22 protein-coding genes and 4 pseudogenes are annotated in these 25595 nt (G+C 67.8%); 14 read left to right on the top strand and 12 right to left on the bottom strand.

What is annotated here, in order from left to right; translation table 11 throughout:
• Nucleotide 1: 1 nt before the first annotated feature.
• From rpmF to rpmG, 5 genes are read right to left on the bottom strand one after another with little or no spacing between them, the layout of a single operon-like run.
• Nucleotides 2–172: a 50S ribosomal protein L32 gene (gene rpmF, locus OHB49_RS11480; protein WP_329160005.1), complete on the bottom strand. Its 171-nt coding sequence runs from the start codon at nucleotides 170–172 to the stop codon at nucleotides 2–4.
• Between the two features lie 46 nt (nucleotides 173–218).
• Nucleotides 219–455 (bottom strand): 30S ribosomal protein S18, encoded by a 237-nt coding sequence (gene rpsR / locus OHB49_RS11475; RefSeq protein ID WP_329160004.1) that lies wholly within the window; start codon nucleotides 453–455, stop codon nucleotides 219–221.
• A 31-nt stretch (nucleotides 456–486) separates the two neighbouring features.
• Nucleotides 487–1638: a CobW family GTP-binding protein gene (locus tag OHB49_RS11470; RefSeq protein ID WP_329160003.1), complete on the bottom strand. Its 1152-nt coding sequence runs from the start codon at nucleotides 1636–1638 to the stop codon at nucleotides 487–489.
• Nucleotides 1635–1892: a type B 50S ribosomal protein L31 gene (locus OHB49_RS11465; protein ID WP_329160002.1), complete on the bottom strand. Its 258-nt coding sequence runs from the start codon at nucleotides 1890–1892 to the stop codon at nucleotides 1635–1637. The genes OHB49_RS11470 and OHB49_RS11465 overlap by 4 nt, the downstream gene beginning before the upstream one ends.
• Before the next feature lie 49 nt (nucleotides 1893–1941).
• Complete coding sequence (gene rpmG / locus OHB49_RS11460; protein ID WP_225011871.1) at nucleotides 1942–2106, bottom strand: 50S ribosomal protein L33; 165 nt, start codon at nucleotides 2104–2106, stop codon at nucleotides 1942–1944.
• A 62-nt stretch (nucleotides 2107–2168) separates the two neighbouring features.
• Between rpmG and rpmB the strand changes: the two genes are divergently transcribed.
• A complete protein-coding gene (rpmB, locus tag OHB49_RS11455) occupies nucleotides 2169–2405 on the top strand; it encodes a 50S ribosomal protein L28 (RefSeq protein WP_329159996.1) in 237 nt (78 codons plus the stop codon).
• The gene (rpsN, locus tag OHB49_RS11450; protein WP_329159994.1) at nucleotides 2405–2710 is read left to right on the top strand and encodes a 30S ribosomal protein S14; all 306 of its coding nucleotides are present in this window, start codon (nucleotides 2405–2407) and stop codon (nucleotides 2708–2710) included. The genes rpmB and rpsN overlap by 1 nt, the downstream gene beginning before the upstream one ends.
• 989 nt (nucleotides 2711–3699) lie before the next feature.
• Here the strand turns inward: rpsN and OHB49_RS11445 are convergent.
• From OHB49_RS11445 to OHB49_RS11435, 3 genes and pseudogenes are all read right to left on the bottom strand, one after another.
• Nucleotides 3700–7347: a tetratricopeptide repeat protein gene (locus tag OHB49_RS11445; protein WP_329159993.1), complete on the bottom strand. Its 3648-nt coding sequence runs from the start codon at nucleotides 7345–7347 to the stop codon at nucleotides 3700–3702.
• A gap of 85 nt (nucleotides 7348–7432) precedes the next feature.
• Nucleotides 7433–7750: pseudogene (locus OHB49_RS11440) on the bottom strand (transposase family protein); the annotation flags it as partial.
• Nucleotides 7751–7763: 13 nt separating this feature from the next.
• Nucleotides 7764–7886 (bottom strand): annotated as a pseudogene (locus OHB49_RS11435) (IS5/IS1182 family transposase); the annotation flags it as partial.
• A gap of 178 nt (nucleotides 7887–8064) precedes the next feature.
• On the opposite strand from OHB49_RS11435, the gene OHB49_RS11430 reads away from it, so the two are divergent.
• The 5 genes and pseudogenes from OHB49_RS11430 to OHB49_RS11410 all read left to right on the top strand — a co-directional run bounded on the left by OHB49_RS11430 (nucleotide 8065) and on the right by OHB49_RS11410 (nucleotide 12337).
• Nucleotides 8065–8235, top strand: coding sequence for a hypothetical protein (locus OHB49_RS11430; RefSeq protein ID WP_329159991.1), 171 nt, complete (start codon nucleotides 8065–8067; stop codon nucleotides 8233–8235).
• 39 nt (nucleotides 8236–8274) lie between these two features.
• A complete protein-coding gene (locus OHB49_RS11425; protein WP_329159988.1) occupies nucleotides 8275–9282 on the top strand; it encodes a hypothetical protein in 1008 nt (335 codons plus the stop codon).
• A gap of 153 nt (nucleotides 9283–9435) precedes the next feature.
• A pseudogene (locus OHB49_RS45825) lies at nucleotides 9436–9839 on the top strand (DUF5655 domain-containing protein); the annotation flags it as partial.
• A gap of 251 nt (nucleotides 9840–10090) precedes the next feature.
• A complete protein-coding gene (locus OHB49_RS11415; protein ID WP_329159985.1) occupies nucleotides 10091–11434 on the top strand; it encodes an endonuclease domain-containing protein in 1344 nt (447 codons plus the stop codon).
• Between the two features lie 258 nt (nucleotides 11435–11692).
• Nucleotides 11693–12337 (top strand): hypothetical protein, encoded by a 645-nt coding sequence (locus OHB49_RS11410; RefSeq protein WP_329159983.1) that lies wholly within the window; start codon nucleotides 11693–11695, stop codon nucleotides 12335–12337.
• A 281-nt stretch (nucleotides 12338–12618) separates the two neighbouring features.
• Here OHB49_RS11410 and OHB49_RS11405 read toward each other — a convergent pair whose 3' ends face one another.
• Nucleotides 12619–13617, bottom strand: coding sequence for a hypothetical protein (locus OHB49_RS11405; protein ID WP_329159981.1), 999 nt, complete (start codon nucleotides 13615–13617; stop codon nucleotides 12619–12621).
• A 729-nt stretch (nucleotides 13618–14346) separates the two neighbouring features.
• On the opposite strand from OHB49_RS11405, the gene OHB49_RS11400 reads away from it, so the two are divergent.
• The 6 genes from OHB49_RS11400 to OHB49_RS11375 all read left to right on the top strand — a co-directional run bounded on the left by OHB49_RS11400 (nucleotide 14347) and on the right by OHB49_RS11375 (nucleotide 20789).
• Nucleotides 14347–16695 carry an ATP-binding protein gene (locus OHB49_RS11400; RefSeq protein WP_329159979.1) on the top strand — a complete coding sequence of 783 codons (2349 nt, stop codon included), beginning with the start codon at nucleotides 14347–14349 and terminating at the stop codon, nucleotides 16693–16695.
• A 5-nt stretch (nucleotides 16696–16700) separates the two neighbouring features.
• Entirely contained in the window at nucleotides 16701–18356 is a 1656-nt protein-coding gene (locus OHB49_RS11395) for a DEAD/DEAH box helicase family protein (RefSeq protein WP_329159977.1), read from the top strand.
• On the top strand, nucleotides 18353–18952 hold the full coding sequence (locus OHB49_RS11390; RefSeq protein WP_329159976.1) for a hypothetical protein: 600 nt from the start codon (nucleotides 18353–18355) through the stop codon (nucleotides 18950–18952). Before OHB49_RS11395 ends, OHB49_RS11390 begins: the two co-directional genes overlap by 4 nt.
• A gap of 8 nt (nucleotides 18953–18960) precedes the next feature.
• Nucleotides 18961–20277 (top strand): sigma factor-like helix-turn-helix DNA-binding protein, encoded by a 1317-nt coding sequence (locus OHB49_RS11385; protein WP_329159973.1) that lies wholly within the window; start codon nucleotides 18961–18963, stop codon nucleotides 20275–20277.
• Nucleotides 20247–20459: a hypothetical protein gene (locus OHB49_RS11380; RefSeq protein ID WP_329159971.1), complete on the top strand. Its 213-nt coding sequence runs from the start codon at nucleotides 20247–20249 to the stop codon at nucleotides 20457–20459. The genes OHB49_RS11385 and OHB49_RS11380 overlap by 31 nt, the downstream gene beginning before the upstream one ends.
• Before the next feature lie 141 nt (nucleotides 20460–20600).
• Nucleotides 20601–20789 carry an AbrB/MazE/SpoVT family DNA-binding domain-containing protein gene (locus OHB49_RS11375; protein WP_329159970.1) on the top strand — a complete coding sequence of 63 codons (189 nt, stop codon included), beginning with the start codon at nucleotides 20601–20603 and terminating at the stop codon, nucleotides 20787–20789.
• Here the strand turns inward: OHB49_RS11375 and OHB49_RS11370 are convergent.
• Together OHB49_RS11370 and OHB49_RS11365 are read right to left on the bottom strand one after the other, a co-directional pair.
• On the bottom strand, nucleotides 20770–21591 hold the full coding sequence (locus tag OHB49_RS11370) for a very short patch repair endonuclease (protein WP_329159968.1): 822 nt from the start codon (nucleotides 21589–21591) through the stop codon (nucleotides 20770–20772). The genes OHB49_RS11375 and OHB49_RS11370 overlap by 20 nt on opposite strands.
• Nucleotides 21592–21595: 4 nt before the next feature.
• A complete protein-coding gene (locus tag OHB49_RS11365; protein ID WP_329159966.1) occupies nucleotides 21596–22984 on the bottom strand; it encodes a DNA cytosine methyltransferase in 1389 nt (462 codons plus the stop codon).
• Nucleotides 22985–23102: 118 nt separating this feature from the next.
• Here OHB49_RS11365 and OHB49_RS11360 point away from each other — a divergent pair, with 118 nt between their 5' ends.
• A complete protein-coding gene (locus OHB49_RS11360) occupies nucleotides 23103–23945 on the top strand; it encodes a GIY-YIG nuclease family protein (protein ID WP_329159965.1) in 843 nt (280 codons plus the stop codon).
• Nucleotides 23946–24665: 720 nt separating this feature from the next.
• Here OHB49_RS11360 and OHB49_RS11355 read toward each other — a convergent pair.
• Nucleotides 24666–25523: pseudogene (locus OHB49_RS11355) on the bottom strand (GNAT family N-acetyltransferase).
• Nucleotides 25524–25595 lie beyond the last annotated feature (72 nt).

Raw genomic sequence — 25595 nt, 5'->3', positions numbered from 1 at the left:
GTCAGTCCTCCGGACGGAGGAGGCCGCGTTCGTACGCCTTCCTCAGATGCTGGGGCACCAGGTAGGTGCTCTCGTCGACGGTGACAGGGACGAGCACCGGGGTGCTCGCCCTCCACTGGGCGCGGCGGTGGCGGGTGTTGCTCCGGGACATCTTGCGCTTGGGGACGGCCATGACGGTCCTTTTCGTCGGAGGGGGAAGTCGGTGGGAGTCGTGGAGGTCAGCGGCTGGAGTAGGGGAGCAGGGCCATCTCGCGGGCGTTCTTGATGGCCGTGGCGATCTGGCGCTGCTGCTGTCGGCTGACCCGGGTGACGCGGCGACTGCGGATCTTGCCGCGATCGGAGATGAACTTCCGCAGCAGGTCAGTGTCCTTGTAGTCGATGTACGTAATGCCGGCCGCGTCGAGCGGGTTCGGCCGGCTCTTGCGCGCGAGCGCGGTCTTGGCAGGGCGGGGCATGACGGCTTCCTCGTTGGTGTGATGGGGCGGGTCAGGCGACGGGGTTGAGAAGCTGGTCGAAGCCGGTGGGCCGGGACCAGGTGTCGGGTTCGGACGCGAGTTCGTCGTCGGTGAGCAGGCAGAAGTCGAGCAGTGAGAGCAGCCCCGCACGGTCCAGGTCGGGGGAGATGAAGACGAGGTGCTGGCAGCGGTCGCCGTGCTCGGGGTGCCAGTCAAGGGCTGCCGCCGTGCGGCGCTCGGCCGGCATCATCTCCCAGGCGGCGTCAGGGAGCGCGGCCATCCACGGCCCGGCGCTCTCCACGCACAGCGCGCCTCCGGCGGCGTCCCAGGCCAGCAGGCTGTCGGGCCGGTCCGCCAACCAGAACCTCCCCCGACTACGGGCCGCCGCGCAGCACAGATCCTCCAACGCCTCGTAGAGGCGACCGGCGTGGAAGGGACGACGGCGCCGCCAGACGAGCGTGCTGATTCCCTCCTCGTCACAGTCGTGGGGGAGACGGGCGCAGGCCGGATGCTGTGCGGCCGCCGCAGCGTCCACGTCGAAGCCGGCGACCGCCGTGACGCCCAACTGGCCGGATTCGATGCCGACCTGCTGTGCAGTGGGGTGCAACTGCCGCAGAAGTGCCAGGTCGTCCAGTCCGGTGGCGGCGCTGTCGGCCACGGCGAGGACGGGAGCGTACTCCAGCTGCCGCGCAAAGGTGTCGCCGACGGTGCGCTGGTCCGAGGCGGCCGCGGCGAGTCCGGCCTCCGCGAGGTCATCGCCGTTGGACAGGCAAGCCAGGACGAGGGCGGGATCCACGGCGGTCAGCACGTTGGTCAACCGGAAGGCGTCGCCGCCGTGGGCAGCAATGGCCTCGGCCATGCCGCGGGGTTCCACCGAGTCCCACAGCTCCACGACGGCCAGGCGGGTGAGGCCGCTGTCGGCCAGCCGTTCCAGTTCGGGAACGAGGTCCTCGCGCATGGCGCAGCAGGCGCAGTCGTTGACCAGGGCCGTCTCGCCCCACCCGGTCTCGCCCGTGGAGTCGCGAACGCTGCGGCGCACGGTGCCCGCCGGACCGGTGGACAGGTCGTGGTGCAGGGCGACGCTGTCGGACACCTCGCGCAACAGCCGTTCGACCGTGGCATGGCGGGTGTCGGCGTGCAGTCCGCCGACGATCACCACGGGCATCGGTCCGTCGGGGGTCATCGGCGGCCCCCGTCCCGTCCGTAGCGGCGCTCGAAGCGCTCGACGCGGCCGGCTGTGTCCAGCACGCGGGCGGTGCCGGTATAGAAGGGGTGGCTCGCGGAGGAGATCTCGACGTCGACCACCGGGTAGGTGTGGCCGTCCTCCCATTCGATCGTCTTGTCGCTGGTCATCGTCGAGCGGGTCAGGATGGCGAAGTCACCGGCCTTGTCGCGGAAGACGACCGGGCGGTAGGCGGGATGGATTCCAGGCTTCATGGGTGTGGTCTCTCGATCGGGTGCCGACAGTCGGGCGGAGCCGATGCGGTCAACGTTCCTCGCGGAATTCGACGTGGCGTCGGGCGACGGGGTCGAACTTGCGCAGGACCAGCCGATCCGGGTCGTTCCGGCGGTTCTTGCGCGTCACGTACGTGTAGCCGGTTCCGGCGGTGGAGCGGAGCTTGATGATCGGGCGTACCTCGTTGCGGGCCATGCGGGTAGCATACGACAATGATTTCCATTACCGATAACGGTGGAGAGAAAGGCAGAACCTGCATGTCCGCCCACTGCCAGCTGACCGGCGCCCAGCCGGTCTTCGGCAAGAAGATCTCCCACTCGCACCGGCGCACCTCGCGCCGGTTCGACCCCAACATCCAGAACAAGCGCTACTGGCTGCCCGGCGAGGGGCGGCACGTCCGTCTGAGGCTGAGCGCGCGTGCCATCAAGACTGTGGACGCCATCGGCGTCGAGGGCGCCGTCGCCCGGATCCGGGCCCGCGGGGAGCGTGTCTGATGGCGAAGAGGAGCAAGATCGCGAAGAATGACAAGAGGAAGCGGATCGTGGCCCGCTACGCGCAACGGCGCGCCGAACTCAAGGCCGTCCTGGCGTCCCCGCGGGCCACGGACGAGGAGAAGGCCGCCGCGCAGGCGGAACTCCGCCGCCAGCCCCGGGACGCGAGCGCGACTCGGGTGCGCAACCGTGACAGCGTTGACGGCCGCCCTCGTGGCCACCTGCGCAAGTTCGGCCTCTCCCGGGTGAACGTGCGGGCCCAGGCCCATGCCGGTTACCTACCCGGGGTGACGAAGTCCTCCTGGTGAACGACCCGTTGGGTGGGGGGCGACACATTGGTGGCGTCCCCCACCCCGCGGCGTGCCGCGCGCGTGTCTCCGGCTGTCGGGCCGGAAACGGGGGTGAAGCGCGGACGAGGCCGCTCGGTGCCGCAGTCGCAGGCGAGGACGGGTGTGCCTGCTGACTCGGTCATCGCAGGCTCCTCTCAGAAGCGAGCGGAGAGGGGGACCTGCGCACCGCCGGGAACCGGGATGGCCACTCTAGCGCCGGGCGCTCGCGGTCAGCGTGAGACGGAAAATCGATGGGTCTCCTGGAGGCCCCGGGGCATCAGAGCGTCAAACGAGCGTCACGGCCGAGAACGCTGCTGCTCGCCCGAAGTGCCTAGAAATATCGTCTGACCTGCTGCTTCTCTCGATCCTGCTCGTGCGACATCTTTCCGATGACGAATCATGTGCAGCGCCCGCCACCCGGAACCTCCTCGCCCGGCCAGAAGTCCCAGAAAAGTCCCAGGGGCACCCACAAGTCCCCTCCCGCCTCGCATTTGTGCAGTTCAGGAGGGGTTTCGTGTTGCTTCTTCTGAGAGCTTTCAGATGTCCCGGAAGAGACCAGCGAGCGCCGTGACCTGCCGTGATGGGCGTGTGACGGCTGCTGACCTGCACGAATGGTCTTTCGGTTGTATCACGCTCGTGCCGGTTGATGGGGCTGGAAGTCCCAGAAAAGTCCCAGAGGGATCCCACTGCTGACGGGTGTCTTTCGGCTCTATACGGCAGTACGGGCTCGTCGGCCGCCTCCTTAGCCACGAGAGCACTGGAACCTGGTTGTCGAGCGCCTGGCGCTCAGCCGATGCCTTGCCGGATCGTGGGCCTGATGATCGACGACAACTCTTCGGCCGCCGATGGCAGTGAGCCGACGGTGCCGGTCAACCCTCGCACGCCCTATGGCGAGCGGCCTGTCGCGCGAGCCCGGCGGGCGAAGGCACAGGAGCTGATGGAGCGGCTCATCGCCGAGGGCCGCGGGCTCAGTACTCGGCAGAGGTCAGCACGACGCGGGCTGCCATGGCGCGGTCCGCCTCGTCGGTGTGGACGAACACGGCCGTCAAGGTGCCGGCGGCGACCAAGGGTGTCAGCTCCTCGGCGAGGGCCCGGTGGTAGAGGGTGAGTGCCGCTTCCAGAGGAGCGTCGCTGTCGCCTGCGGCTTCGACACCGGCGCGTAGCCCCGCCCATGCGAAGGGAAGGGTGGACGACGAGATCCAGGGCTGCGTGAGGACCTGCAGCGAGAACGCCTGGAGGTTGCGCTGCCGGTACGCGGGCGGCGTGGCCCGGTGAAGACCGCCGTAGGCGGCGCTGATCCATCCTGTGGCCTCGTGCGGCAGAGTGTCAACGGCGCGCGAGGCGGCGTCGAGCGCGAAGGCGGCGGTCGCCTTCGCATCGGCCCAGGCGGAGGGACGGGAGAGGGCCACGGCGACGGCTCTGGCCTGCCATCCGTCGGCCAGCGCTGCAAGATGGTAGAGGTCGGCGGAGAAGGGGATGTCGACGTAGTGGTTCCGCAGCAGCTCGGCCTTGGTCAGCAGCGCTTCCTCTGGCGTGGTCAGGCCGGCGTTGACACGGGCGTCGAGGAGCGCGAGGGTGCCGAAGGCGGCCACTCCTTCGGACCGCGCGACGGCCCGCAGGACCCGGTCGTCGCACCACAGGACGAGACCGTACTCCTTGGCGTGGTCGAGGGCCGTCAGCCACTGCGTACTGCTCCTGTGGACGGGTAGCTGCCGCAGGCTGCGCAGTTCCGGCCGGGGCACGTGAGGCATTGCCCGAACCACCTCGACGAGACGCGCCGAGGTGGTTCGCATGCGGGTGAGGCGCTCGGCGGAGGTGGTGCGGACGGCCGGACGGGCGTCGCCCTCGTCCCAGGTGAGCTCCATATCGGTGCGCAGGGCGAGTGATTCCTGAGCGTGCAGTGCGTCGGTGAAGAGCTGGTCGGTCGTCACGAGCGACCGGGGGTGACCCATGAGCCGTTCGGCTACGCCCGGTTCCAAGAGGGCTAGGGTGACGGCGGCGCTGGTATCTACGACCACTCGCCCTGAGCGGGCAGCCTGCATGACTTCGGCCTCCGCAGGATCAGTGACGGCGTTAGCGGCGTAGACGTGCGGGCGTTCGGCGGAGGGTCGGAGCAGAATCTCGGCGTAGCTGCGACCGGAGGACAGGACGAGCATGCCAGCGGGCAGCTCGCCGACGGCGGTCCTGCGGTGAAGCTCCCTGGCGTTCTCGTGAGAACGGCGCAGTTCTTCGGCGACGTTCTTGAGAGGATCGTCCTCGGGCCCGAGCTGGACGGCTCGAAAGACGGTGCTGTCGGGGAAGCGCTCCAGGTATGCGGCGGTGGCGGTGCGGAGCTGCTCCACGTCCTGTTCGGAGAGGGACGACGCGGGCTGGACGGCACGCCAGTGCAGGTTGGCCAGGACCTTACCGACTAGGTCGCTGTCGTCACGCCAACGCTGCGTCAGAGCGAGGGCCCGCCCGGTGAAGTGTGGGTCGGTGGTGAAGCGTGCCCCGAGCATGACCCACAGGGCCGTCTCGTCCAAACTGCGCGGATCGAGGGGCCGTCCCTGCCCGCCGGTGGTGAGAGCCTGCCACGCCTGGTCAAGCAGGCCGCGGAGCGCGTAGCACTTGACCAGGGCCCAGCGGGCGTCGATGTCCAAGGCGTCGAGTTCGAGAAGGCGCAGGGCCGCGTCCGTGGCACGGTCGATGCGTCCGTCGGCGGATTCGGCATCGACGAGGAGCGCGTACATGCGTCCTTGCCCCGCCCAACCGGGTCCCGCCATCCGCAGTGCTTCCTGCGCGCACTCACGGGCCTGCGGATGGTCCTTGGTCTCCAGGAACAGGCTCGCGGCCATGGCCATCAGCCGCGCGTCGTTCCATTCGACGGAACCGTCTCTGAGGGTCTCGGCAGCCAGAGCGATGTCTCCGGCACGGTGGTAGCGCTCGGCGAGCGCTACCACGATCACCGGGCTCCTGGTGACGTGGGCGCGCAGCAGGCTCAGCGGATCACTTCCCTCAGCGTGCAGAGCACGGGCGAGGAGCTCGAGTTCGTGGACGCGCTCGCCGAAGAGGGGTGCGAGGTGGCTTAGGTCGGGCAGGTCCGCACCGCTGGAGGCTAGGCCGGCCGCGGCCGTGAACTGCTCGCCCTCCGAGACGGCGACTTCCCATGCCTCCTGCCACAACCGCCGGACATCCGCGGCATTGGTGCCGTGCCCCTTCGTCGATTCCGCGAGAACCGCCGCGGCGTGCACTCGCGCGAACCCCTGCGGCATGCACTGCACCAGTTCCTCGGCCTCCCGCCACCGTCCCGTCATGGCGGCGACCAGGGCGGTCTGTGCGCTCATGCGGGAGTCTTCCGCCTCGTGCGGTTCGGCTTCCCCTTCCGGAGCCGGCCGGGCCAGCTTCCACGCCAGGGTCAAGTCCTCGCTCACCACGGCCGCCTGTACGGCCAACACGGCCGCTTCGGTGCTGTCGCCCGACCAGCTCCGACGACTGTTCCTGGCGCGGAGAGCCACGGCCAGGGCCTCCTGGCCTGCACCGAGCCTGTTCGTGGTCCGGCTGTGGCGGGCATACTCCAGAAGCGCGGCGGCCAAGGCCATTCCCGTGCCGCTGGACGTCTCGTCGGCCGCCCGCAGTACGGCCAGCGCCTCCCCCGGCCGCTGGAGGTGGAGCAGCGCCTTTGCCTCAAGCTGGGTCGCAATGGCTGCTGCTCGTGCATGGTGTGGTTCCCACTGCCTGAGATCCACCAGGCCCTGCTCCCACGCGCCGTCGAGAAGGCCGCGAAGCGCTGCCAGGAGAGGAGATGAACCGCCGTCTCCGTGCGTATCGAGGTAGCGGCATGCGCCCTCGTCCGTGCCGTCCTCCTCCTGAAGCGCCGCCAACATCGTGTAATAGTCCCGGGGGTGTCCCCCTTCTCGCAGGCACGCTTCGAAGAAGTGCCGGGACGCGCCAGAAGCGTCGTAGTCGGCGGCAAGGTGGCCTAGCCAGGCGTAGGCGCCGGCGGGGGCGTCCTCAAGCCACGCCGGGTGCGTGTCCGCCCACTGACGCAGGACATCGCCGCGCTGCCGCCCCGAGGCGGACAGGATGTCCATGCACTTGGTCACGCCGGGCCACGACGTGGCGAGCAGAAGGGCTTCTTCTGCGGCCCAGGGACTGAGCGTGCGTACGGCCTGCTTGAGAACGTCGCGGCCTCGCACGTCCTGCTGGAGCTCCCGGAGGTGGTCCCGGGTCTTCCGTCCCTCCTCCTGCGTGGTCTGCAGCCCCCAGCTACCGACGAGAAGGGCCGCCTGCGAGGGATCGGCGGCACGCACCGACTCCTCCATCACCATCCACAGCACCTGCAGCGCATTGTGACGGCGCTCCTCAGCGCTGCCGCCGGGCATCACGAAGGCGAGGCGTCCGGCCGCCTGGTCGAGCGATGCCTCGCTGCAGTTGCGCAGCTGTGCGCCGGTGTCCTTGCGCGCCAGCCAGATCCGCAGCGACTTCGCCGCCACTGGAATCCCAGCCTCCGCTGCCCGCTTGGCCGCGGCACGAGCCACCCTGGGTCTGCGAATGACCTTCGTGAACCCGCTCAGCGCAAGCCTGCCAGCCCACGGCATGGCTGCCTTCGCCAGCAGCGCGGAAGTCAAAAGCGCCATGTGTCCTCCCCGACGCGGCACTGGGTCACATGCCCCCGACACCTCACGGACGGACCCTATCGCCGGGGTCTGACATCGAGCCTTTTCAGCATTGACGTTCCAGGGCGAGGATGGATTTAGCGAGGGCCGTTATGCGGTAGGGGCTGCAGCGGGCTCTGCGGCGGATCTGCCAGGACTTCAGTCTTGCGAGGCTGCGTTCAACGGGTGCTCGTGCGGCTGGCAGGGGCCGGGGGTGATCGTCTGCTGGGTCGTCGTGAGGTCCTGGTGCGGGAGTCGCCTGATTGGTCTGGTCGCCCAAGAGCTGGCCCCGCTGTAGGCGAGGTCGGCGAGCATCGATTCCCTGGCGTTCGCAGATGCGGTGGGCGCCGGCCGCAGTCAGGTGGCGGGCGCGGCCGGGCAGTGAGCCTCTTCCAACCTCATGTTGAGGCGTGGTGAAGGACGGGTACGGCCTTGATGACGTCGGTGATCCGGTTGGTGCTGCAGCGGAGCTTGCGCAGTAGGCGCCAGCCCTTCAGGACGGCCATGGCCTGCTCGTCACTGCACCGGACCTGAACGTGGGTGGTGTTGGCCGTCGCTTCCATCGCTGGAGCCCGCGGCTTCGGAAGGGGGCTCGGATGTGTCGAACGGCGCTTTGGTATGTTGTGTCCCCCCTGTATTTAAGTCCCACGGTGGCGAGGCCAACCAGACGCCGGCGACCGGCCCTTGAACCTGACGATCGTGGACAGTGACGAGTCACCCCAAGCGCGTGGCACGCAGATGCGGCCGTCGCGACACGAGCAGCTGCGCGACCTGGCGTACATAGAGAAGCGCAAGTTCTGGATGACCCTCGACGACGCTTTGGAGCTGTACGTCACCAAGACCTACGGAAAGCAGTACGAGAGGAAGTAATCCGTCGACCAGCGGGCGGGGCAGTGGCAGCATGACGCCATGAACGACGAGCACGAGCCGGACGAGGGATCCGACGATGAGGACCTGAACAAGGCGCTTGAGCGCTTCCGAGGTTCTATGGACCCACTCGTCAAGTGGCGGGAGAACTGGGCAGGGAACATGTTCCCGCCAATCAGCAGGATGCTTCAGGAGTCGGCCGCGTTCAGGCTGAACCTAACGAAGAATTTCCCAACGATCGTGCCGCCGTTGGCTGCCCAGGTAACGCAGCTTCAGGAGCAGTTGCGGGGGATGTACACCTTCAACAGTTCTCTACGCACGCTGATTGAGTCGGTCAACCGTGCGTATGCGCCGCAGTGGGAGCGCATCTTTGAGTCGATCAGAGACTTCCAGTCGCGCATCTTCCCAGAAAACTGGGAAGGTGTAAGTCGTCCGGGCATTGAAGAGTTCGAGTCTCTCTTGATTGATGAGGGCGTCGCCTTGATGTGGGTTCCTGGCCCGAAGGTCATTCAGGCTCTCTTGGATGCCTCCACGGCCGCAGAGCGGCGGCGCATCATCAGTCGTCGTTGGAAGGGAATAGTCACTGACTGCGAGACGGTGCTGAGCGACGTGACTCACCCCAGTTTGCAGGACTCCAAGAAGTTCGGGCTCGATTGCGTGCGGGCTCTCCAGGAGGGGCACACGGCACCGGCGCAGGCCCTTGCCGGAAACCTTCTCGACAGTGTCTTGCGCAGCAACTTCGATAACGCGGCTCGGCTTGAGGTAACGCGCAACAACTTCAAGAAGAGCGGTGTTCGTTTCAACCTGGACGATTACAAGATCCGGGCGGCTTTTACGTTCGCACCAGTGTGGTGTGCGCACGCGAAATACAAGACGGAAGACGGCGACCCGATCCCGCGCACCTTTGGAAGGCACCCGACCACACATGCCGTCTCGCGCGCCCAGTACAGCCGGATCAACGCGGTGATGGGGCTCATGCTGGTTACGTCGGTCATTAAGTTCTTCGACACGGAGATGGAGTGGCCGATCAAGCGGGAGAAGGGATCGTGATACGGCACGCTTCCTCCAGCGCAGGAGGGACCATGCGGATGTGAGCCGATGGAGTAGGTGCTTAGAAGGTACCTGCTCTATCCACTGAGCTACGGGGGCTGACCTGCGAAAACGCAGTCTTCCAGGCGCTCGTCCCGCGAAGCTGTGGGACGTATGTGGGATCTTGCGATCCCCGGGAACCGTGGGACACGGGTGCCTCACGGCGGCCCGGACGTAGCTTTCTTCACACCCTCGAAGCCCCTCGCGGAAACAACCCTGCCCCGGCTCGGCGTTGATGATCTCCGAACCGAGGAGGAGAAGGTGTCGAGCCTGAAGCTGTTCCGCACGGACACGACGAATAGCGGCGTGGCCGAGGTCATGCCCCGTCTGGCTGAGGTCGAGGCGGATGTGCAGGGCCTTGTCTAGGCGCACATGGAGACGCTGCTGGGGGTCCGGTTCCTGGCGAGTGAGTACGGCACCGGGCCGGTTCACGGGGCCGGATCGACTCGCTCGGGCTGGACGAGAATGGGTCGCCGGTCATTGTCGAGGGTCAGAGGGGGCGATCTGCTGGTCTCGTTCCACGATCAGCCCCAGTAGGTAACCCTTAGCCGCTCGCTCGTCGGCGACTTTGTTGCTCAATTCGTCTGGGCTCGGGGACCGCTGATGTGCGAGGGCGACTTGCCCGGTTCTTGACGTTCTGGTGGTGAGGCTACGGGCACGGGAGGTGCTGACGAACCAGATATTCAGGGATATGGAGTTGCGGGAGGTGGCCCGGCTGATCGAGGCGCTTGGGACCCGTTGCCGCGTTGCAGGCCGTTAGCCTGTCGGTATGTCAGAGCGTGTCATGCCCGGTCGCACGGACGGCCTGATCACCCTGGTTGCCGCGGACGCTCTGTGGGTCCATTTGACGGCCGACACTGCTGCGCCGACGGCTCCTGGGGCATTCACCCGCTCCCCTGCCCGTGCCCGGGTGGGGTACGTCCTGCTCGGCGGCCATGTGGTGGCGATGGTGAGGGCGAGCGGCGGTCAGTGGAGTGTTCCGGAGGTTGAGGTGCGCCGGGCGGCCGCGGAACTGAACGCGGTTGGGATGGATAGGCAGGACCTGGTCCGCATCGGTCCGTTTCGAGGGGCGCCGAGGCAGGAGTGCAACGAGGAAACGCGGCTGCGCTGGCGCCGGCGCATCATGGGGGAACTGCAGGAGCTGGGCGACCCCGAGCGGGCAGCACGACGTGAAGTCGGCAGACCGTACCATCTGGCGGGAATCGACTGGCGACAGATGCTCGTGGAGCAGACCCGCGACGGGACGCAGCGCACGTGGTGGCTGCCGCGCGCTGTGGTCAGGCTGCTGGACGCGGCCGAGCACGCCGAAACGCAGTGGGTGCAAGCCGCGCGGCCCCGCCAGGCAAGCGCAGCCGTCACCGAGCCGCCCTCCCACCCCCGGCAGGCCCGAGACGCCGGCGGTCGGCAGACGACGAGCCCCGAGGGCCCCACCGCCTCACCGCGCCCGTACAACAAAGAGCTGGAAGGCCAGCTGTACTCGGTGCTCAGCAGGAAGCCCGGTACCTCCCGCAGGGTGGCCGGGTGGGCGTGCGCCGTCTGCCGCACCGCGCCCGCCACCGTGCTCGACCACTGCCACGAACACGGCTACGTCCGCGCCCCCGTCTGCCAGTCCTGCAACACACAAGAACGCCCCGACCACCTGTACAGCAACGACATCCGCGTGGCGAACCGATACACACGCCTCTTCCACACCGACACCGACGACTGGCTCCGCCACTGGCACCGCTGCCCCGGCTGCCGCGCACGCACCACCCTGCCCCTGCCGCACCTCGCCGCATGGACCGCCCACATAGCCTGCCGATCGCTGCGCCCCACCCACCGCGCCCCCCGCGGGCGCAAACCCTGCGGTGCCCTGCGCGTATCCTGGACGGGCAGTCAGAACGCACCCCGTTCCTGCCTGCTCACCGTCGCCGTCGACTTCTGCCCCTCCGGCGAGCACCGTGTCCTAACGCGAGTCCCCTACCGCGAAGCCGCCGAGCGGTTTCGTGCCTGGCTGGCCGAGACGGCCCCTGCCGTGGCCGCCGCAGCCGGTCCTGATCGCCTGGACGGCCTCCCTGCCCAGTTCCGGCCAGTCATCGTGGACACCAGCGGCGGGGACCTAGAACTGTTTTGAGCGGGCACCGGGAGACCTGTCACCCCACCGTCGCCTCGCAGCTGCTGGCCCCGACACGGTCACCCCGCACGCCCTAGAGAAATGCCCAGCAGAGTTCCGCGGCGCGGTGTGCGTCACAAAGATCGGCGCGCTGGTTGTCACCAAGGGTGCCGGAACGGGGCACTGCGACGGACCGTCGCGTTCTGTCCGATCAGCTTTCGCTCTCGGTTTGTTGATCGATACGGTGAGAGGTGATTGTCGTCTCGGGGAGGGGAGCTGATGGATCTCGCAGACGGATGTCAGGCTTTGGCGCGTGGTGCGCTGTTGGTTGTTGAGTCTGCCGAGGACGCCTACCGGCTGGGCGCCCTTGACCGCTTCCTCAAGCCATGGATCCGGGACAGACTTCACTCACTGGGCGGTCTGCTCGACAGTTGCGACACCAGACGTCAACTGGCCGAGGACGCAAGGGCCTTCGCCCAGACAGCAGCCAAGTACTCGGAACTGCGGGACGAACTCTTTTCCGACGTTCACCACACGCGCCCAGAGCCACCCTGGCGGATCGTGGGACAGAAGACGATGGCGATCCGGGCACAGTCCGGAGTACTGCTGCGACAGCCGACGTTCGTCCTGCGGCGCCTGGATGCCGGCTCGGACGTCCCCGGTGCAGCAACCTGGGACTTCACGGTGATCGCTAATCCGTCTGACCCAGCAGACGAGGGCACGTCGTTCGTCGTCATGGTGTCGACCGGCGACCACACCGGCGGAGTACCCGTTCAGGTGTCCAAGGAGCTTGAGAGCGAACGAGCGTGGTACCAGCAACTGGAGTACGGCTTCTATGCCCTGGGAACTACGCCGTTTCTCACCGCGATCTACGACCCTGATCGTCACCGGAAGCGGGCGACCGATGACGGCTACGGCGGCTGATTTCGCGATGAGCCCTAAGAGGTGAGCTTGCCTAGCTTCGCCCGCTCAACGAGAAAATCTCGTCCTGCGTCCACCAGCGAGTCCCACTCGCTGTCCTCGCGGCCGTATGCAGACACCCTGCCCTGCTGAGCCGTACCCGTCTGTGGGTGCGAACGTACCCTGCCGGCCGTGTGCTCACAAGCGCTCGATGAGCTTGCCAAAGCTGCACTTGAGACGTGGGCCTCGCTACTAATCTGCATGCGTGTAGAGAGCGAGTCGTGCGGTGGGGTCGCTGGTCGCGCTCACAGGATGCGGTCGTGTTCGGCTGTAGCCGCCGCACGCACAAGGCCGACGAAGGTGTCTTGCTGCTCGGCCTGCCAGGCGTCGTCGTCGGCCTCGTCCCATTGCTCCTCGCGGTCCGGCAGCCCGGCGTGCTCCTCGAAGATGAGCCAGCAGGCGTGGATGCCAGACAGCAGGTCCTCGAGAAGGTCGCGGGCAGGCCGTTGAGGGTCGAGCGGCGTGATGCGGAAGCGGCGGAGTTCGGCCGCCAGCGCGTGGTCGGCGCCAGCATGCTGGCGTACGAGGTCCTCAGTCTCTTGGATCTGCTCCAGAAGGCGGGCCAGGTCAGGCACGCGCCCCTCGGCGACCTCCATAGCGTCCCGGATGAGACCAACCACGGCCTCGCGGGGCGATGCCCCGGCATCTACGAGTCCCAGGACGAGCGTGGGGGTCTCGTGCGGGAGGGCTTCGATGTTGTCGGCCTCCACGACGACATTGGTGGAATAGAGGCCGGAGGCTTCTCCTGCAACGTCGGCGGCAGCCTGGAGCCAGTGCGAGGCGGCGACAGCGGCGGCCGTGGGGTCGAGGTCGGTGAACAGCTCCGGCACACCGAACGGGTTGGTGCGCAGCAGCGCATCCGCGGAGGCGACTTGAACAGGGGAAGCGTCCTGGCGGGTCAGCAGCACTGCCTGGCGGGCCCGCCCGGTCAGGTCGCCGAGTTCGGCTTCCGCTTCGTCGGCGACGACTTTGATGAGCTGAGCGTCCCCGAGAGCGTGGAGTGCGCGTCCGATCCGGTGTCCAGATTCGACGATGGGACTGTAGGAGACGATCAGGCCGCCGACGTCGTCGAGTAGGTGCGGTTCCCGCACGGCCTGGAGCGCTTCGGCGAAGGAATCGCGCTCACGCTGTCGGCGCCAGCCTTCGCTGTTGGCCTCCAGGCTCGGACTGGCCGAGGCGGGATGCGTGTACGTGCGCCAGGCGGCCTGCGAGAGATGCCCGAGAGCCTGAGCCAGACGAAGCATCGGATCGGGCTCAGCCGACGCAGCCACCACCGAGACGTCGAATGCGGTGTTCCCCGCGCCTGTCCCCAAGAAGCGGTCAGGGCATGGCGCTTGGCGTCGTATCTGTAGTACGTCACTTACAGGGCTCCTCCACGGCTATCTGCTGGATATCAGGAGCGGTTGGACACATTGGGTGGTACCTGTCCTGCCTGGCCGGGGGCTATGCGTAGGAGCTGATCAACCTCCGCCGTTGGGGTGGCATGCGACCCTCGGTCGCGCCGAGGGGCGCCCGCCGCACCACCACGAGACTGCCGTGTTCGCAGACGTTTCGCTGTGGTGATCCCCCGGTGCACGGCCGGGGTATGGCCGCGCACCGGCGTGGCCGCCCGGGCACTTCACAGGATGTATTCCTCCATCAGTTCGGCGAGGCGGACGATGGCTGGCCAGGTGGTGGCGATGGTGATGCGGGCGTGGAGGCGTCGTTGGGGACGTACATGGCCAGTCGGCCGGGTTGTCCGTCTTGGGCACAGCGAGTCGGAAGGTGACTTCGTCGCCTTCCGGCGCCCGTTATGCCAGCCCGCCAGATGGCCTAACGGCCCGGATTCCGAAAGCGGCAGACGGGCTGTCAGTGGCCGCCTATACCCTCGGGATCGACGCGTGACTCGTCCGAGTCGGTCTGCTTCGCCATGCGCTGACGTGCGGAAGCGGTTCTCTAGCGCGTCTGTTTAACCAGGAGAGGGTTCCGCCGGAGTGAAGATCACCCCTTCCGCCCGTGTGCTGCGCATGCTGGGCGAGATCGAGTTCGACGAGTGGCAGTGCGTGGCCGAGCTCGTCGATAACTCCTTCGACGACTTCAGCGAGATCGTCCGTTCCGGAGTGGAGTGGCCCGACGGGTACAAGGTCAGCGTGTCCCTGCCGTCCTCGGCCAACGGGGAACTCGTCATCGCCGACACCGGTCGGGGCATGACGTACGAGCGTCTGGAGCGTGCGGTGCGGGCCGGCTGGTCCGGCAACGACATGCACGACAAGCTCGGCCTGTTCGGCATGGGCTTCAACGTGGCCACCGCCCGCCTCGGCAAGCGCACCCGCGTCCTCACTACGCGGGCCGGTGACAGCGAGTGGATCGGCGTCGAGATCGACCTGGACCACATCCAGGACGACTTCGAGGCGACGGACATCACCGAGCCGAAGAGCGACCCCGCTCAGCACGGCACGCGGATCGTCATCGACCGGCTGAACCGGACGCGGGCGGAGTGGATGCGCCGCAACGGGCAAGCCCTCCGCAACATGCTGGGCTCCGTGTACTCGTGGATCTTGGACGCGCGCGGCTTCGAGCTCTACGTGGCCGGGACCCGGGTCAAGCCGGTCCGGCACTGCCGCTGGGGGGACGACCGCTTCGTGCTCTACAACGGCAAGGAGCGCATCCCCGCGTACATCGAGATTGACGAGGAGCTCCAGGACGGGGTGGCCTGCTCCGACTGCGGCCAGTGGCAGCTGACTCACGGCGACGTTTGCGCCGACTGCGGGAGTGAGAAGCTTACCGTCCGCAAACGCCGGATCTGGGGCTGGCTCGGCATTCAGCGCTACCTCCACAAGACCGACTACGGCATCGACTTCCTTCGCAACGGCCGCAAGATCCTGCGCTGGGACAGGCAGTTGTTCACCTGGAACAATCCCGACGGCGCTCCCGGCAACGAGGACCCCGAGTACCCTGTCGAGCTTGCCCACCAGGGTGGCCGCATCATCGGCGAGATCCACCTCGACCACGTCCCCGTGACCTACCAGAAGGACGCCTTCGAGTACGCGGACCGGAGCTGGCGCAGCGCTGTGGAACTGCTGCGTGGGGTGGCACCGCTCCAGCCCAAGAGGGCCGAAGCCCTCGGCTACCCGGAGAACCTGAGCCCGCTCGCCCTGCTGTTCAAGGGATACCGCCGTAACGACGCCGGCCTGCGCTGCCTGGTACCCGGTGACGGCCGCAAGCCCATCCACGATGAGACCCGCCGCTGGGGCAACGAGTTCCATAAGGGCAACCCGGACTTCCAGACGGACGAACGCTGGTGGCAGGCGATCCTCGAACACGAGGAGAGCAAGAACAAGGGGAAGCAGGCCAAGACGACGGCCAGCGTCCCGACCCAGCCCGACGAGCAGGCGGTCATGGATGCCCTCGGCGTGCCCGCCGACGCGCCCGCCTCCGGCGCCACCCAGCCGGCCGGCCCGGAGGCGGGCGGCGGTGGCACGACCACCATGACGAAGGAGGCGAAGGGGAAGATCGAGACGCGAAGCGAGCGCCTGGCCCGCTACGAGAACGCCTCGACGCGGCACTCGTACCTCAGTCGCCCGTTCGGCCACCCCGACCTCGGCTACCTGAACGTCGAGACGCGCCTTCTCAAGAGCGGTGAGCCTCTCCTCGACGACTCGGGACAGGCCGTCCCGGTCCTTCTCGACCAGCGCGCGGGCAACGAACTCACCGCCTTCGTCGATGCCGACCACGAGGTGTTCCAGCGGTTCGGCGCGGACTACGCCGATCTCCTCCTGGCCGAACTGGCACCTCTGCTGAAAGTTCGCGCGCGCTCCCAGTGGGGCCCGTCCCAGCTGGTCGCCGGCATCCGCGCCCAGTCCCTCAAGGAGAGCGCGCTGGACGGCAACACGGTCGGCGCGGAGGCCCGTGACCTGCTGAACGAGATCCGCAGCCGCACGGTCGCCGAACTCAACCGCTCCGGTGAGTACCGCGAGGTCTTCGGCCACCTCAGCGAGGAGGAGAGGACGGCTGTCGAAGAGTCGATGATCGCCTCCGGTCGTGTCGGCCAGGTCGGACGCTTGGGCCAGGACGCCGGGTTCATCTCCTACCTCCCCGCACTGGCGCTCGTTCGCCTGGTGGAGGTGATGCCCGAGGCGTTCCTGGACCGCCGCGTCTTCCGGGGCCCGTACGCTGATGTGAAGTCACCGTCCGCGCGCTCCCTGAGCCTGGCCCGCGTCACGGGCTACCTGGCCGACGTGGCAACCATCGGAACCTTCGCCGGTGAGGCCACCGCCCTCCAGCTCCAGCGTGCCCGCCTCAGCATCACCCTGCTCGCTGACGAGCTGGCCGGTGACGAGTGAACGCCGTGTTCCTGTCCCCTGCCGAGCTGCGGGATGGTGGCCCGGCGGGACTGACCAAGGCACTCGAGCGGACTCTGTGGCACCTGGGGTTCCATGACGTTCGTGTCGTGGACGGCGCCAACGACCACGGCGCGGATCTCCTCGCTGTCCGGAACCGCGAGCAGTGGGTGTTCCAGAGCAAGTGGAAGGCGCACGGCACGGCGGACCACGCCGGCGTCGACGACCTCGAGCGGGCCCGTACCCACTACCGGGCGGACAAGGCCGTCTTGGCGACCAATACGAACATCACCTCGTCGGCCGAGGCGCGCCGCCGCGCCTTGGCGGGCGTCGGCGTCGACATCGCGCTGTGGCACGGCGCCACGCTTGCGGCCATCGGTGAGCGCATGCCGGAGCGCGTGCCGAGCCCTTACAAGCTGAGGTCCTATCAGGCCGAGGCGGTGGAGGCCATTGAGCGCGACCTGGCGGCCGAGGGCTCGGCCCTCCTCGTCCTGGCGACCGGATTGGGGAAGACGGTCGTCGGCGGGGAGGTCATCAGCAATCTCCTCAAGTCCCGTCCGCAGGCCAAGGTTCTCGTGGTGGCGCACATGCGCGACCTCGTGGAACAGCTTGAGAAGGCGCTGTGGCGGCACATCCCGAAGACCGTTCCCACCCGCCTCCTTACCGGTGAGAGCAAGCCCAGGGACTTGGCCGGGGTGGTCGTCGCGACCGTCGAGTCGGCGCTGGCCGCCACGCGAAACGGCTACCGTCCTGATCTCATCATGATCGACGAGACCCATCACGTGGCCGAGACCGGCAGGTTTGCGGAACTCCTCGATCTGTGTTCGGCTGCGGCGCAATTCGGAGTGACCGCCACCCCTTGGCGCGGCGACAAGTTCGACATCACGGCCCGTTTCGGCTATCCCAGCTTCACCATGGGCATCGCCGAGGGCATGGCGGCGGGCTTCCTGTCCGCCGTTGACTACCGACTGTATGCCGACGGTGTCGAATGGGACGCCGTCAAGGAGATCAGCCGTCACGGTTACTCGATCAAGGACCTCAACCGGCACCTCTTCCTTCCCCAGCGGGACGAGGAGATCGTGGAGCACCTGCGGGCGGCCTGGCGGGAGACCACCGAGCCCCGCGCCATCGTCTTCTGCCAGACGATCGAACACGCCGAGCACATGGCGGAGCTCCTCTCGGTCTCCGACCCGCAGTGGGTCAACGCCTCCTATCTCCACAGCGGCCTGACCAAGCGTCACCGCAACGTCCTGCTGAACGAGTTCCGCCTCGGGCGTGTCCCGGTCATCACCTGCGTCGACGTGTTCAACGAAGGCGTCGACGTGCCCGACGTGAACCTCATAGCGTTCCTGCGCGTCACCCACAGCCGAAGAATCTTCGTGCAGCAGCTTGGCCGCGGGCTGCGCCTCAGCCCCGGCAAGAAGGCGCTCAGGGTCCTCGACTTCGTGACAGACATCCGCCGCGCCGCTGCGGCCCTGAACCTTCGCCGGACCCTGGAGGCCACCGAGACGGAACACCTGGATCTCCCCCACACCTCCCGGATCGAGTTCCAGGACGAGACCGTCGGCTCCCTCATGGACATGTGGATCCAGGACGCCGCCGACCTCGAGACCGCGGCGGACGAGGTCCGCCTCCAGTTCCCCATGCCGAAAGGAATCCTGTGACCGACTACAAGATCCCGACCGAGGTCGAAGCCGCCGTCCTCACCCGGGTCTTCGAGCAGGCCGCCGAGGCCGACTGGCTCAACCTGCAGGACGGCGATCGCACCCGCCTCTACCAGCAGTGGACGGACGACCCGGAGGTCGGGGGCCGGCTGATCGGATTCGTCGGCTTGGCCGCGAACGTCCGGCCGTGGCTCAAGGACGGTCCGATGAAGGAGTACCAGCGGGCCCGCCGTGGCGTGGGCAAATACGCCAAGTACGTGAAGAGGCCCGCCGCGACGATCGACGAGATCATCGCGAAGACGCTGGGAGGGGAGTGGGAGATAGTTCCCCGATCCAAGAGGCAGAAGCCGATGCGAGCCAAGGTTCGCAGGGTCGGCTCGGAGGACGACGAACTGCACTTCGTGGCCGGTCCCGACGCGAGCTTCAAGCACCTGGTGTGGCCCGCCACCCTCGACCGCTCCGGTGGCGAGACCGCGCCGTGGACGATCTGCGTCATCGATCCCTTCCTCAACCCCCTCACACGTGAGGACAAGGCCCAGCACGAGCGCCTGGCCAAGTTCCTGGGCGTGCGGGTTATCTACTTCAACGAGATGTAGAGGCAGCCATGTTCGACGAGGGGTGGATGATCCAGGCATGGCACTCGGGGTTCGACGACCGCGCCCGGGCCATCGTCGAGGCCCGCGCGGCGGGCCGCACCTTGGAGGAGGCCGGGGCCGAGTTCAGGGTGAGCCGGGAACGGGTGCGACAGATCATCACCCAGCTGCAGCGAAGGCACGCCGCCATGACCGATATCGCCCACCAAGGGTGGCGTGAGACTCTGCGGGCCGTCGGAGCGGCGCCCGCCGTCCGAAGAGAAGCCTTCGCGGCAGCCCTGGGAGTGAGAGACCACGTCGTTCTGGAGTTGAACCTGTTGGAGGCCGGCCTGAACGCCCCGCACACGTGGGTTGGCCCCCTACGGGGTTGGTGGACCGCCCACCCCGACGCGCTCGACGCCGCGCTGCGCCGACTGGTGGCCAGCGCTCCCCTGGCCGGCGACGCGCTCCGCGAGGCGGCCCGTACGGCGGGCGTGCCCGAGGGGATCCCCTTGACCGGCCTTCTCGACGACCCCCGCTCCAAGGTCGCGCCCAACGCGGACAGGCACTGGGTTCGCCGCAAGGCGAGGGGACGCGATTCCGCGTACCTGTACCTGCTGGAGGCCGGGCGTCCCTGTACCGCCGAGGAACTGCTCAAGCCCATGTCCGTGGCGACGGAAAAGGCGGCGCGGGAGGCGCTGCGTCGTGACGACCGGTTCGTTCTGAGCCGGCCCGAGGGGTCCTGGGCCCTGGCCGAGTGGTCACACCTGCGTCTCACCCCGTTCAGTAACGCCGTCGAGGCCCTGGTCGCGGTGGTCACCGAACACGGGCCAATCGCCCGAGGATCCCTCTTCGCGAAGGTCACGGAGCTGTACCCCGTCACCGCGTGGCGGCTCACACAGTGTCTGCTCAGCGACCAGATCGGCGAAACCGCCGACGGCCTCATCGACCTGGTCACCCGTGGCGCCCAGCCGATCGAGGAGGCGGAGCCGGCCCAGCCGGCCACCATGGCCGTCCACGGTGATGTGCTGGGCGCCCGAATCCCCGTTGACCGGGATGTCCTGCGTGGAAGCGGAGTGCGAGTGAACTCCTGGCTGACCTGGCGCCTGGGCCTCCGCCAAGCCCCCATGAGCCGCACGTTCGCCACCTTCGGGGGGCACGCGCCCCTCAGCGTCCGCCGCGGCACGAGCGTCGCTCAGGTCTCCAGTCTCCGCCGTCACGCCCTCGAACTCGGAGTGGTCGATGGCTGCGTCCTTGCCCTCGTCCTGAACCTCAGGGAGGGCAGTGCCCAGGTCCACCACGGTTGCGAGGAGGAAGCGTGTCCGGCGAGGGCCACGTCCTCGACCTGATCAGGGGTTTCTGGCAGCTCGAAACCTCATGCGCCGCCGGGGCCGTGACCGATGACATTGCAAGTAGCGACGCACTCCGACTCTCGCGCAACGCGATCGAGCATGGCCACGGCCCTTCGCTGGTCATCAACGGTGAGCGGCCTGTGGAGAACGTCGTGGGGGCCCGGAACGGCAAGGAGTGACCCGCTCGCCCTGGACATCACCAAAGCGGATGACCAAGGCCGGTTGCGCGCGTCGAGAGCGACCAGCACGTCGTAGGGGTGACGGGAGCGCCACCCGAATTCTCAGGTGGGGGCTGGGGGAGGGGGTGAGACACTATGCCGATGATCCAGGACCCGCAAGAAGTGACCATCCGCGACGACGGCACCGTCGTACTGCCCATCAGCCTTCTTGCCCAAGCCGGCCTCAACCCAGGCGAGAAGGTAATGGCCGCGAGCACGGACGACGGGCGGATCGTCCTGCGGCGTCTGACGGACGCCATCGACGACCTGCTCAGTGGCCGTCCCCTCTAGCGAGAGCGTCGACGCCTGTGGGCTTGGACCTTGCCCCCGCCCGCCGCGCCTGGACCTCGTGGGCGATCAGCTCGGCCGCCGACTCCGGGGCCTCGTGCTCCCAGACCCGGATCACGGCCCAGCCTGCGGAGCGGAGAGCCTCGGTGGTCTCGACATCCCTGTTCTTGTTGCCCTCGATCTTGTCCCGCCAGAACTCGGCGTTCCTCGTCGCGGCACGGTAGTGCTCGGGACAGCCATGCCAGAAGCAGCCGTCCACGAACACCGCGACCCGGGGACCAGAGAACACGAGGTCCGCCCGGCGCCGGATCTCGGGAATGGGGCGCGTGTCCACCCGGTAACGCAGGCCGCGCCGGTACAGCAGTTTCCGCAGGGCGAGCTCTGGACCGGTGTCCTTGCCGCGATTGGCTCGCATCACGGCGCGAACGCTGGTGGAGGACGCCTTGGAGTCGGCCGGCAGGGGGCGATCGCTCACCATGCCCATTTCCCGGGCCTGGCGCCACGCCTCGGCGAGGTTCTCCCCGCGAGTGGCATGGTCCACTTCGCAGACATAGCGCTCCCGTGTGCCGCCGTCTTGCGACCAGCGGAGATAGGCCCGGATGCGGCGTGTCCGCCGGTACAGCTTGAGGGCGATGGAGGCGCACGCGTAGCGGCCGTCGCCGAGGGCGACGGCGCGCCGGTCACGACCGCCGGCGGCGCGGTCCTGTTCCAGCGTCGGAGTGGCGGAGCCCGCCCGTCGCTTGTACGCGCGCTCGGGGGGAAGGCTCTCCTTCCAGTGCCCGGCGTGTCCTGTCGGCCGAGGCATGGCGTTACTGACCCGCCGCATCCAGGGCGTCGGCGACGGCCCTGGCGAAGAACTCACCGAGGACCACCGGGACGGCGTTGCCGAGCTGCCGCATCTGCTCCCCACGGGGGCCGGAGCCGATCCACTCGTCGGGGAAGGTCATGACTCGGGCGGTCTCGCGGACGGTCATGTAGCGGTGGCGATAACGCCATCCCCCCGGAGACGTGAGGTCCTCCAACCGCTTGTCGAGCTCCATGACGGACTCACCACCGGGGACACCGTGAACGCCAGCCTTGACGGTCTTGGCGGGGCGGTCGAGTTCGTTCGGGGTGTGGCCCTTGTAGATTCTCGCGCCCGGCCAGCCGATGTGTCCGGGGAACCTCTCCCCGCCGAAGTCGTGCTTCTCCTCGAGGCGGGTCAGGTCGATTTTGGGAAGAGCCGGGAGCTCCTCGTCGGTGCCGTAGCCCTTGATGGCATCGCGGAGGGTGCGCCAGGGCAGGCACTTGTCCTCCTTGATCACCTCGGGCAGGCGCGCCATGACGCGCTCCTTGACGTGGGGGGGCACGTCATGGCGCGCCCAGTAGGAACCGTCCCGCATGGAGCGATGGAGGGCGTCGTCCGAGTAGCGGCGCCTCCTCACGTGCGCCGCGAAATCCCTGACGATGTCGACGCCAAGGTCGGCGCGGAAGGCGACGATGACGACCCGGTTGCGGATTTGAGGGACGCCGTAGTCCGCCGCGTTGACGGGGAACGCGATCACCCTGTAACGGTCGGCGCTCCTGTCGTCAACGGGGAGGCCGCCGTCGATGTCCAGCTTGTGTCCCGCCGGGTCCGGATCGCCGAGCGCCCCCATGAGGGCGCCGTTGTGCTCCTGCCAGGTCTTCCTGGGGTCGCGCTCCATGAAGGGCAGGCGCAGCTCGTTCCTGATGTACTCGAAGTAGCCGCTGAACGACGGGCGCAGGAGTCCTCGTACGTTCTCGCAGATCACGGCCTTCGGCCTCATCTCGCGGACGGCGTTGAACACGGCGGGGAACATGTTCCGCTTGTCCTCGTCGCCCTTGGCGACACCCCCGGCGCTGAACGGCTGGCAGGGAGGGCCGCCGGCGAGGACGTCGACCTCGCCCTCGAACTTCCGAAGATCCAGGTCGCGCACGTCTCCCGGGTACAGGGGCGCGGGCTCGCCGACCTTTGGCGGAACGAGAGTCGTCTCCCTGACCTCCACGAGCCCGTCATCGCCGAGAGTCCTGCGGGCGCTGGCGAGGAGCGTCTCGCAGGCTCGCCTGTTGAACTCGTTGAACAGGAGCGGGCGGAAGCCCGCGCGGTGGACCCCCATGGCGAGGCCACCCCCGCCCGCGAACAGCTCCACGCTCGTGCGACTGCGATGGATCTTGGTCTCTTCTGGCTGGTCACCCATGGCCGAATCGTACCGCGGAGTGGCTTGGGAAACGGAGCGTTTCACTCGAACGAGTGATCGATGAGTGGGGAAGCTCATAGAGTAGGCCGCGACCCAGATCCTAGGAAAGAGAGTAAGGATGACGGGAAGCAGCGGGGCGGACGGTCGGGGGGTGTTCCACGACGACTTCCGGCTGAGTATCACCAAGGCCCTCGGAGACCAGCTCGCCCAGGCGCTGAGAAGCCTCGGGCGGGCGCCCCTCAGCGAGGAGAGCCTGGCCAAGCTGGAAGAGCGGCCGGGAGTGTACCAGCTCTACGTCAACGACGCGTTCGTCTATGTGGGAAAGGCGGACCGACGGCACAAAGGGCTTCCGGGGCGACTCCGCAACCACCTGCGCAAGCTGTCGGGTCGGCGCAACCTCGACCTCGTCGACGTCACCTTCTCATGTCTCTACGTGGACGAGGACTTCTCCGCCCTCGCCCCCGAACAGCTCCTCATCAACCACTACAAGGAGCGGGGCGGGATCCCGTGGAACAACAGCGGATTCGGGAGCAAGGATCCCGGGCGCAGACGTGACACGACGGTCCTCAAGAAGGACCACTTCGACGTGCAGTACCCCATCAACCTCGACGCACTGGTCCAAGGGGTCACCCCTGGGACGAACGATCTGCGGACCTTTCTGAAGAAGCTCAAAGTCGGCCTGCCCTACAACTTCCGGTACGTGGAGCCCCCGTGCGCGGCGGACGTCCCCGTTGAGGTGCCGGACGGTCCCGTCACGGCGGATGAAGCGTTCCGCCTGGCCTCCGCCGCCCTGCCCGTTTCCTGGCAGATCACAGCACTCCTGAACTACGTGATCATGTATGAGGAGGAGGAGCAGTACAAGAGCGCGTCGCGTTATTACCGGGCCGGTGAGGTAGTTGATCAAGAGCCGGAGAAGTCCTCGGCGCCTCTGACACCCGAGGACCTCGGCGACATCGAATAAGGACCCGCGAGGCGACGTCGCTCCAGCGGGGATGGCGCCCGCTGGGTGCCTGCCGAGCGCAGGTTGCGGACGGGGACCTGCGCCTCACAGATGAGTGTTGAGGACCGGGTTTCATCATGAGAGCCCCAGCATCCTCACCGTCACGTCATCGGCAGTGCTGATGCGGGCCGGTTACTCGGGCTCGGTACGGGACTGGGCCGCTCTGGATGTTGTGGTGGTCATTCCTTCCGACGTACGGGCAGGTAGCGGCGGTGGACCATCAATGATGCGCGGGATCGGGTTTGGCTAACCGGCGATCCCGCGCTAGGTTGCTCCGCTTCGAAGCGGGCTGCGTTTATATGCTCCGAGCCGTCACCGGCTTTCCGGAAGCGCCAGCGGTGCTTCCGGGGAGCCGGGCGGCCTGCGGGTGCGACTTCCCTGAACCGTTGCGGGCTGGGAGGGTGGAACTGAAGTCGTCACCGACTGCGTCGACCGATGGGCATCAGTCGACGGTGCAACTTGTCCGCCACCCGCATCTGCGGCGAGTTCGGGGAAGCGGGACTGCCAGGCCCTGCGGGCCGGAGCGGGCAGGAACAGGTCCGTCCAGTGCTGGCATAAGAGACCGGCGTTCAGGCGCGCCCGCAGGTCGGCCGGGGACTGGGCCTCGCGGATTAGGCGTCGTACATGTGCTGCCCGCCACGGGACCCTCCAGGCTTCTTCAACGGATCTTGGCGCGGCAGACTAGAAGTCGTACACCGCGAAGTCGGTGACCGGGCGGTAGCCGATCCGCTGGTAGAGGCCGTTGCTGGTGGGGTTGGCCAGGTCCGCGAACAGCAGGACTTCCGCCGCGCCCGCGGCCAGCGCGGCCCGGCTCACCTCGACTGTCGCGGCGCCCGCGTAACCGCGCGGCCGCGCAGGTGGGTCGGGGTGTAGACGGGGGCCACCCGGATCTAGCCGGCGACCATCGGGGTTATGCCCGCGATGGAGGCGGGGGTGCCGTCCGGGGTCTCCCAGAACATGATGCGTCTGTTGGCGATGCGCGTGTCGGCCCAGGAGCCGGCGTCCGTGGAGGAGACTTCTCCGATGGCGGCGACGAACTCGCGGTACCAGCATATGAGTCGCTCGCGGTCCTGCTCGCCTGCGACTCGACCCCGACCCTCTGGGAGCGGCTCCGGTGGCGTGAGCGTGCCGAGGTGGTACAGGCGCTGCCGCTCATAAAGCGTCGGCGTCGCGCCCGTGTGCCGCTGCCAAGCCTCGGCGAAGGCGATGGCGGTGTCGTGGTCCGCGCTGACGCCGGGGAGGGTGTGGCCGAGGCCAGCCAGGTGGGCGGCGAGGGTGTCGGCCTCCTCGGGGGTGAGGGGGGTGAGCTTCAGGCGGCGGGGCGGGGTGCGGAAGAAGGTCGCGCGGACCTCGCCCGCCCGCTCCAGTCGGCCGAAGATGGGGGCTTCCGCGCCGTATGCGTCCGCCCCGCGTGTAACGCAGCGCCTCGGTCACCGTCAGCGGGACGGTATGCAGGGCGGGGCGCGAGCACAGGAAGTCTCCGGCTCGGGCGAGAAAGCCGTCGAGGTCGTCGGTGAGGTGCCAGTTGTCCGGGCGCATGCCTCATGATCCCTCCTGCCATTGGCGTGTGCCCGTGGTTTTCCGCTGGGGCGGGACGCACCGTGAGCCGTC

Source organism: Streptomyces sp. NBC_01717 (assembly GCF_036248255.1).
In the GTDB taxonomy this organism is placed as follows: Bacteria; Actinomycetota; Actinomycetes; order Streptomycetales; family Streptomycetaceae; genus Streptomyces.
The sequence above is the reverse complement of the archived record's forward strand: the minus strand, read 5'-3'. Positions and strand labels throughout refer to the sequence as shown.

Coding starts and splice junctions, on each gene's coding strand:
- OHB49_RS11405 (WP_329159981.1), bottom strand. CDS start 13,617: ATGCTTCGTCTGGCTCAGGCTCTCGGGCATCTCTCGCAGGCCGCCTGG.
- OHB49_RS11360 (WP_329159965.1), top strand. CDS start 23,103: ATGACGGGAAGCAGCGGGGCGGACGGTCGGGGGGTGTTCCACGACGAC.
- OHB49_RS11365 (WP_329159966.1), bottom strand. CDS start 22,984: ATGGGTGACCAGCCAGAAGAGACCAAGATCCATCGCAGTCGCACGAGC.
- rpsR (WP_329160004.1), bottom strand. CDS start 455: ATGCCCCGCCCTGCCAAGACCGCGCTCGCGCGCAAGAGCCGGCCGAAC.
- OHB49_RS11465 (WP_329160002.1), bottom strand. CDS start 1,892: ATGAAGCCTGGAATCCATCCCGCCTACCGCCCGGTCGTCTTCCGCGAC.
- rpmF (WP_329160005.1), bottom strand. CDS start 172: ATGGCCGTCCCCAAGCGCAAGATGTCCCGGAGCAACACCCGCCACCGC.
- OHB49_RS11375 (WP_329159970.1), top strand. CDS start 20,601: ATGATCCAGGACCCGCAAGAAGTGACCATCCGCGACGACGGCACCGTC.
- OHB49_RS11425 (WP_329159988.1), top strand. CDS start 8,275: ATGAACGACGAGCACGAGCCGGACGAGGGATCCGACGATGAGGACCTG.
- OHB49_RS11410 (WP_329159983.1), top strand. CDS start 11,693: ATGGATCTCGCAGACGGATGTCAGGCTTTGGCGCGTGGTGCGCTGTTG.
- rpmB (WP_329159996.1), top strand. CDS start 2,169: ATGTCCGCCCACTGCCAGCTGACCGGCGCCCAGCCGGTCTTCGGCAAG.
- OHB49_RS11385 (WP_329159973.1), top strand. CDS start 18,961: ATGTTCGACGAGGGGTGGATGATCCAGGCATGGCACTCGGGGTTCGAC.
- rpsN (WP_329159994.1), top strand. CDS start 2,405: ATGGCGAAGAGGAGCAAGATCGCGAAGAATGACAAGAGGAAGCGGATC.
- OHB49_RS11370 (WP_329159968.1), bottom strand. CDS start 21,591: ATGCCTCGGCCGACAGGACACGCCGGGCACTGGAAGGAGAGCCTTCCC.
- OHB49_RS11470 (WP_329160003.1), bottom strand. CDS start 1,638: ATGACCCCCGACGGACCGATGCCCGTGGTGATCGTCGGCGGACTGCAC.
- OHB49_RS11445 (WP_329159993.1), bottom strand. CDS start 7,347: ATGGCGCTTTTGACTTCCGCGCTGCTGGCGAAGGCAGCCATGCCGTGG.
- rpmG (WP_225011871.1), bottom strand. CDS start 2,106: ATGGCCCGCAACGAGGTACGCCCGATCATCAAGCTCCGCTCCACCGCC.
- OHB49_RS11415 (WP_329159985.1), top strand. CDS start 10,091: ATGTCAGAGCGTGTCATGCCCGGTCGCACGGACGGCCTGATCACCCTG.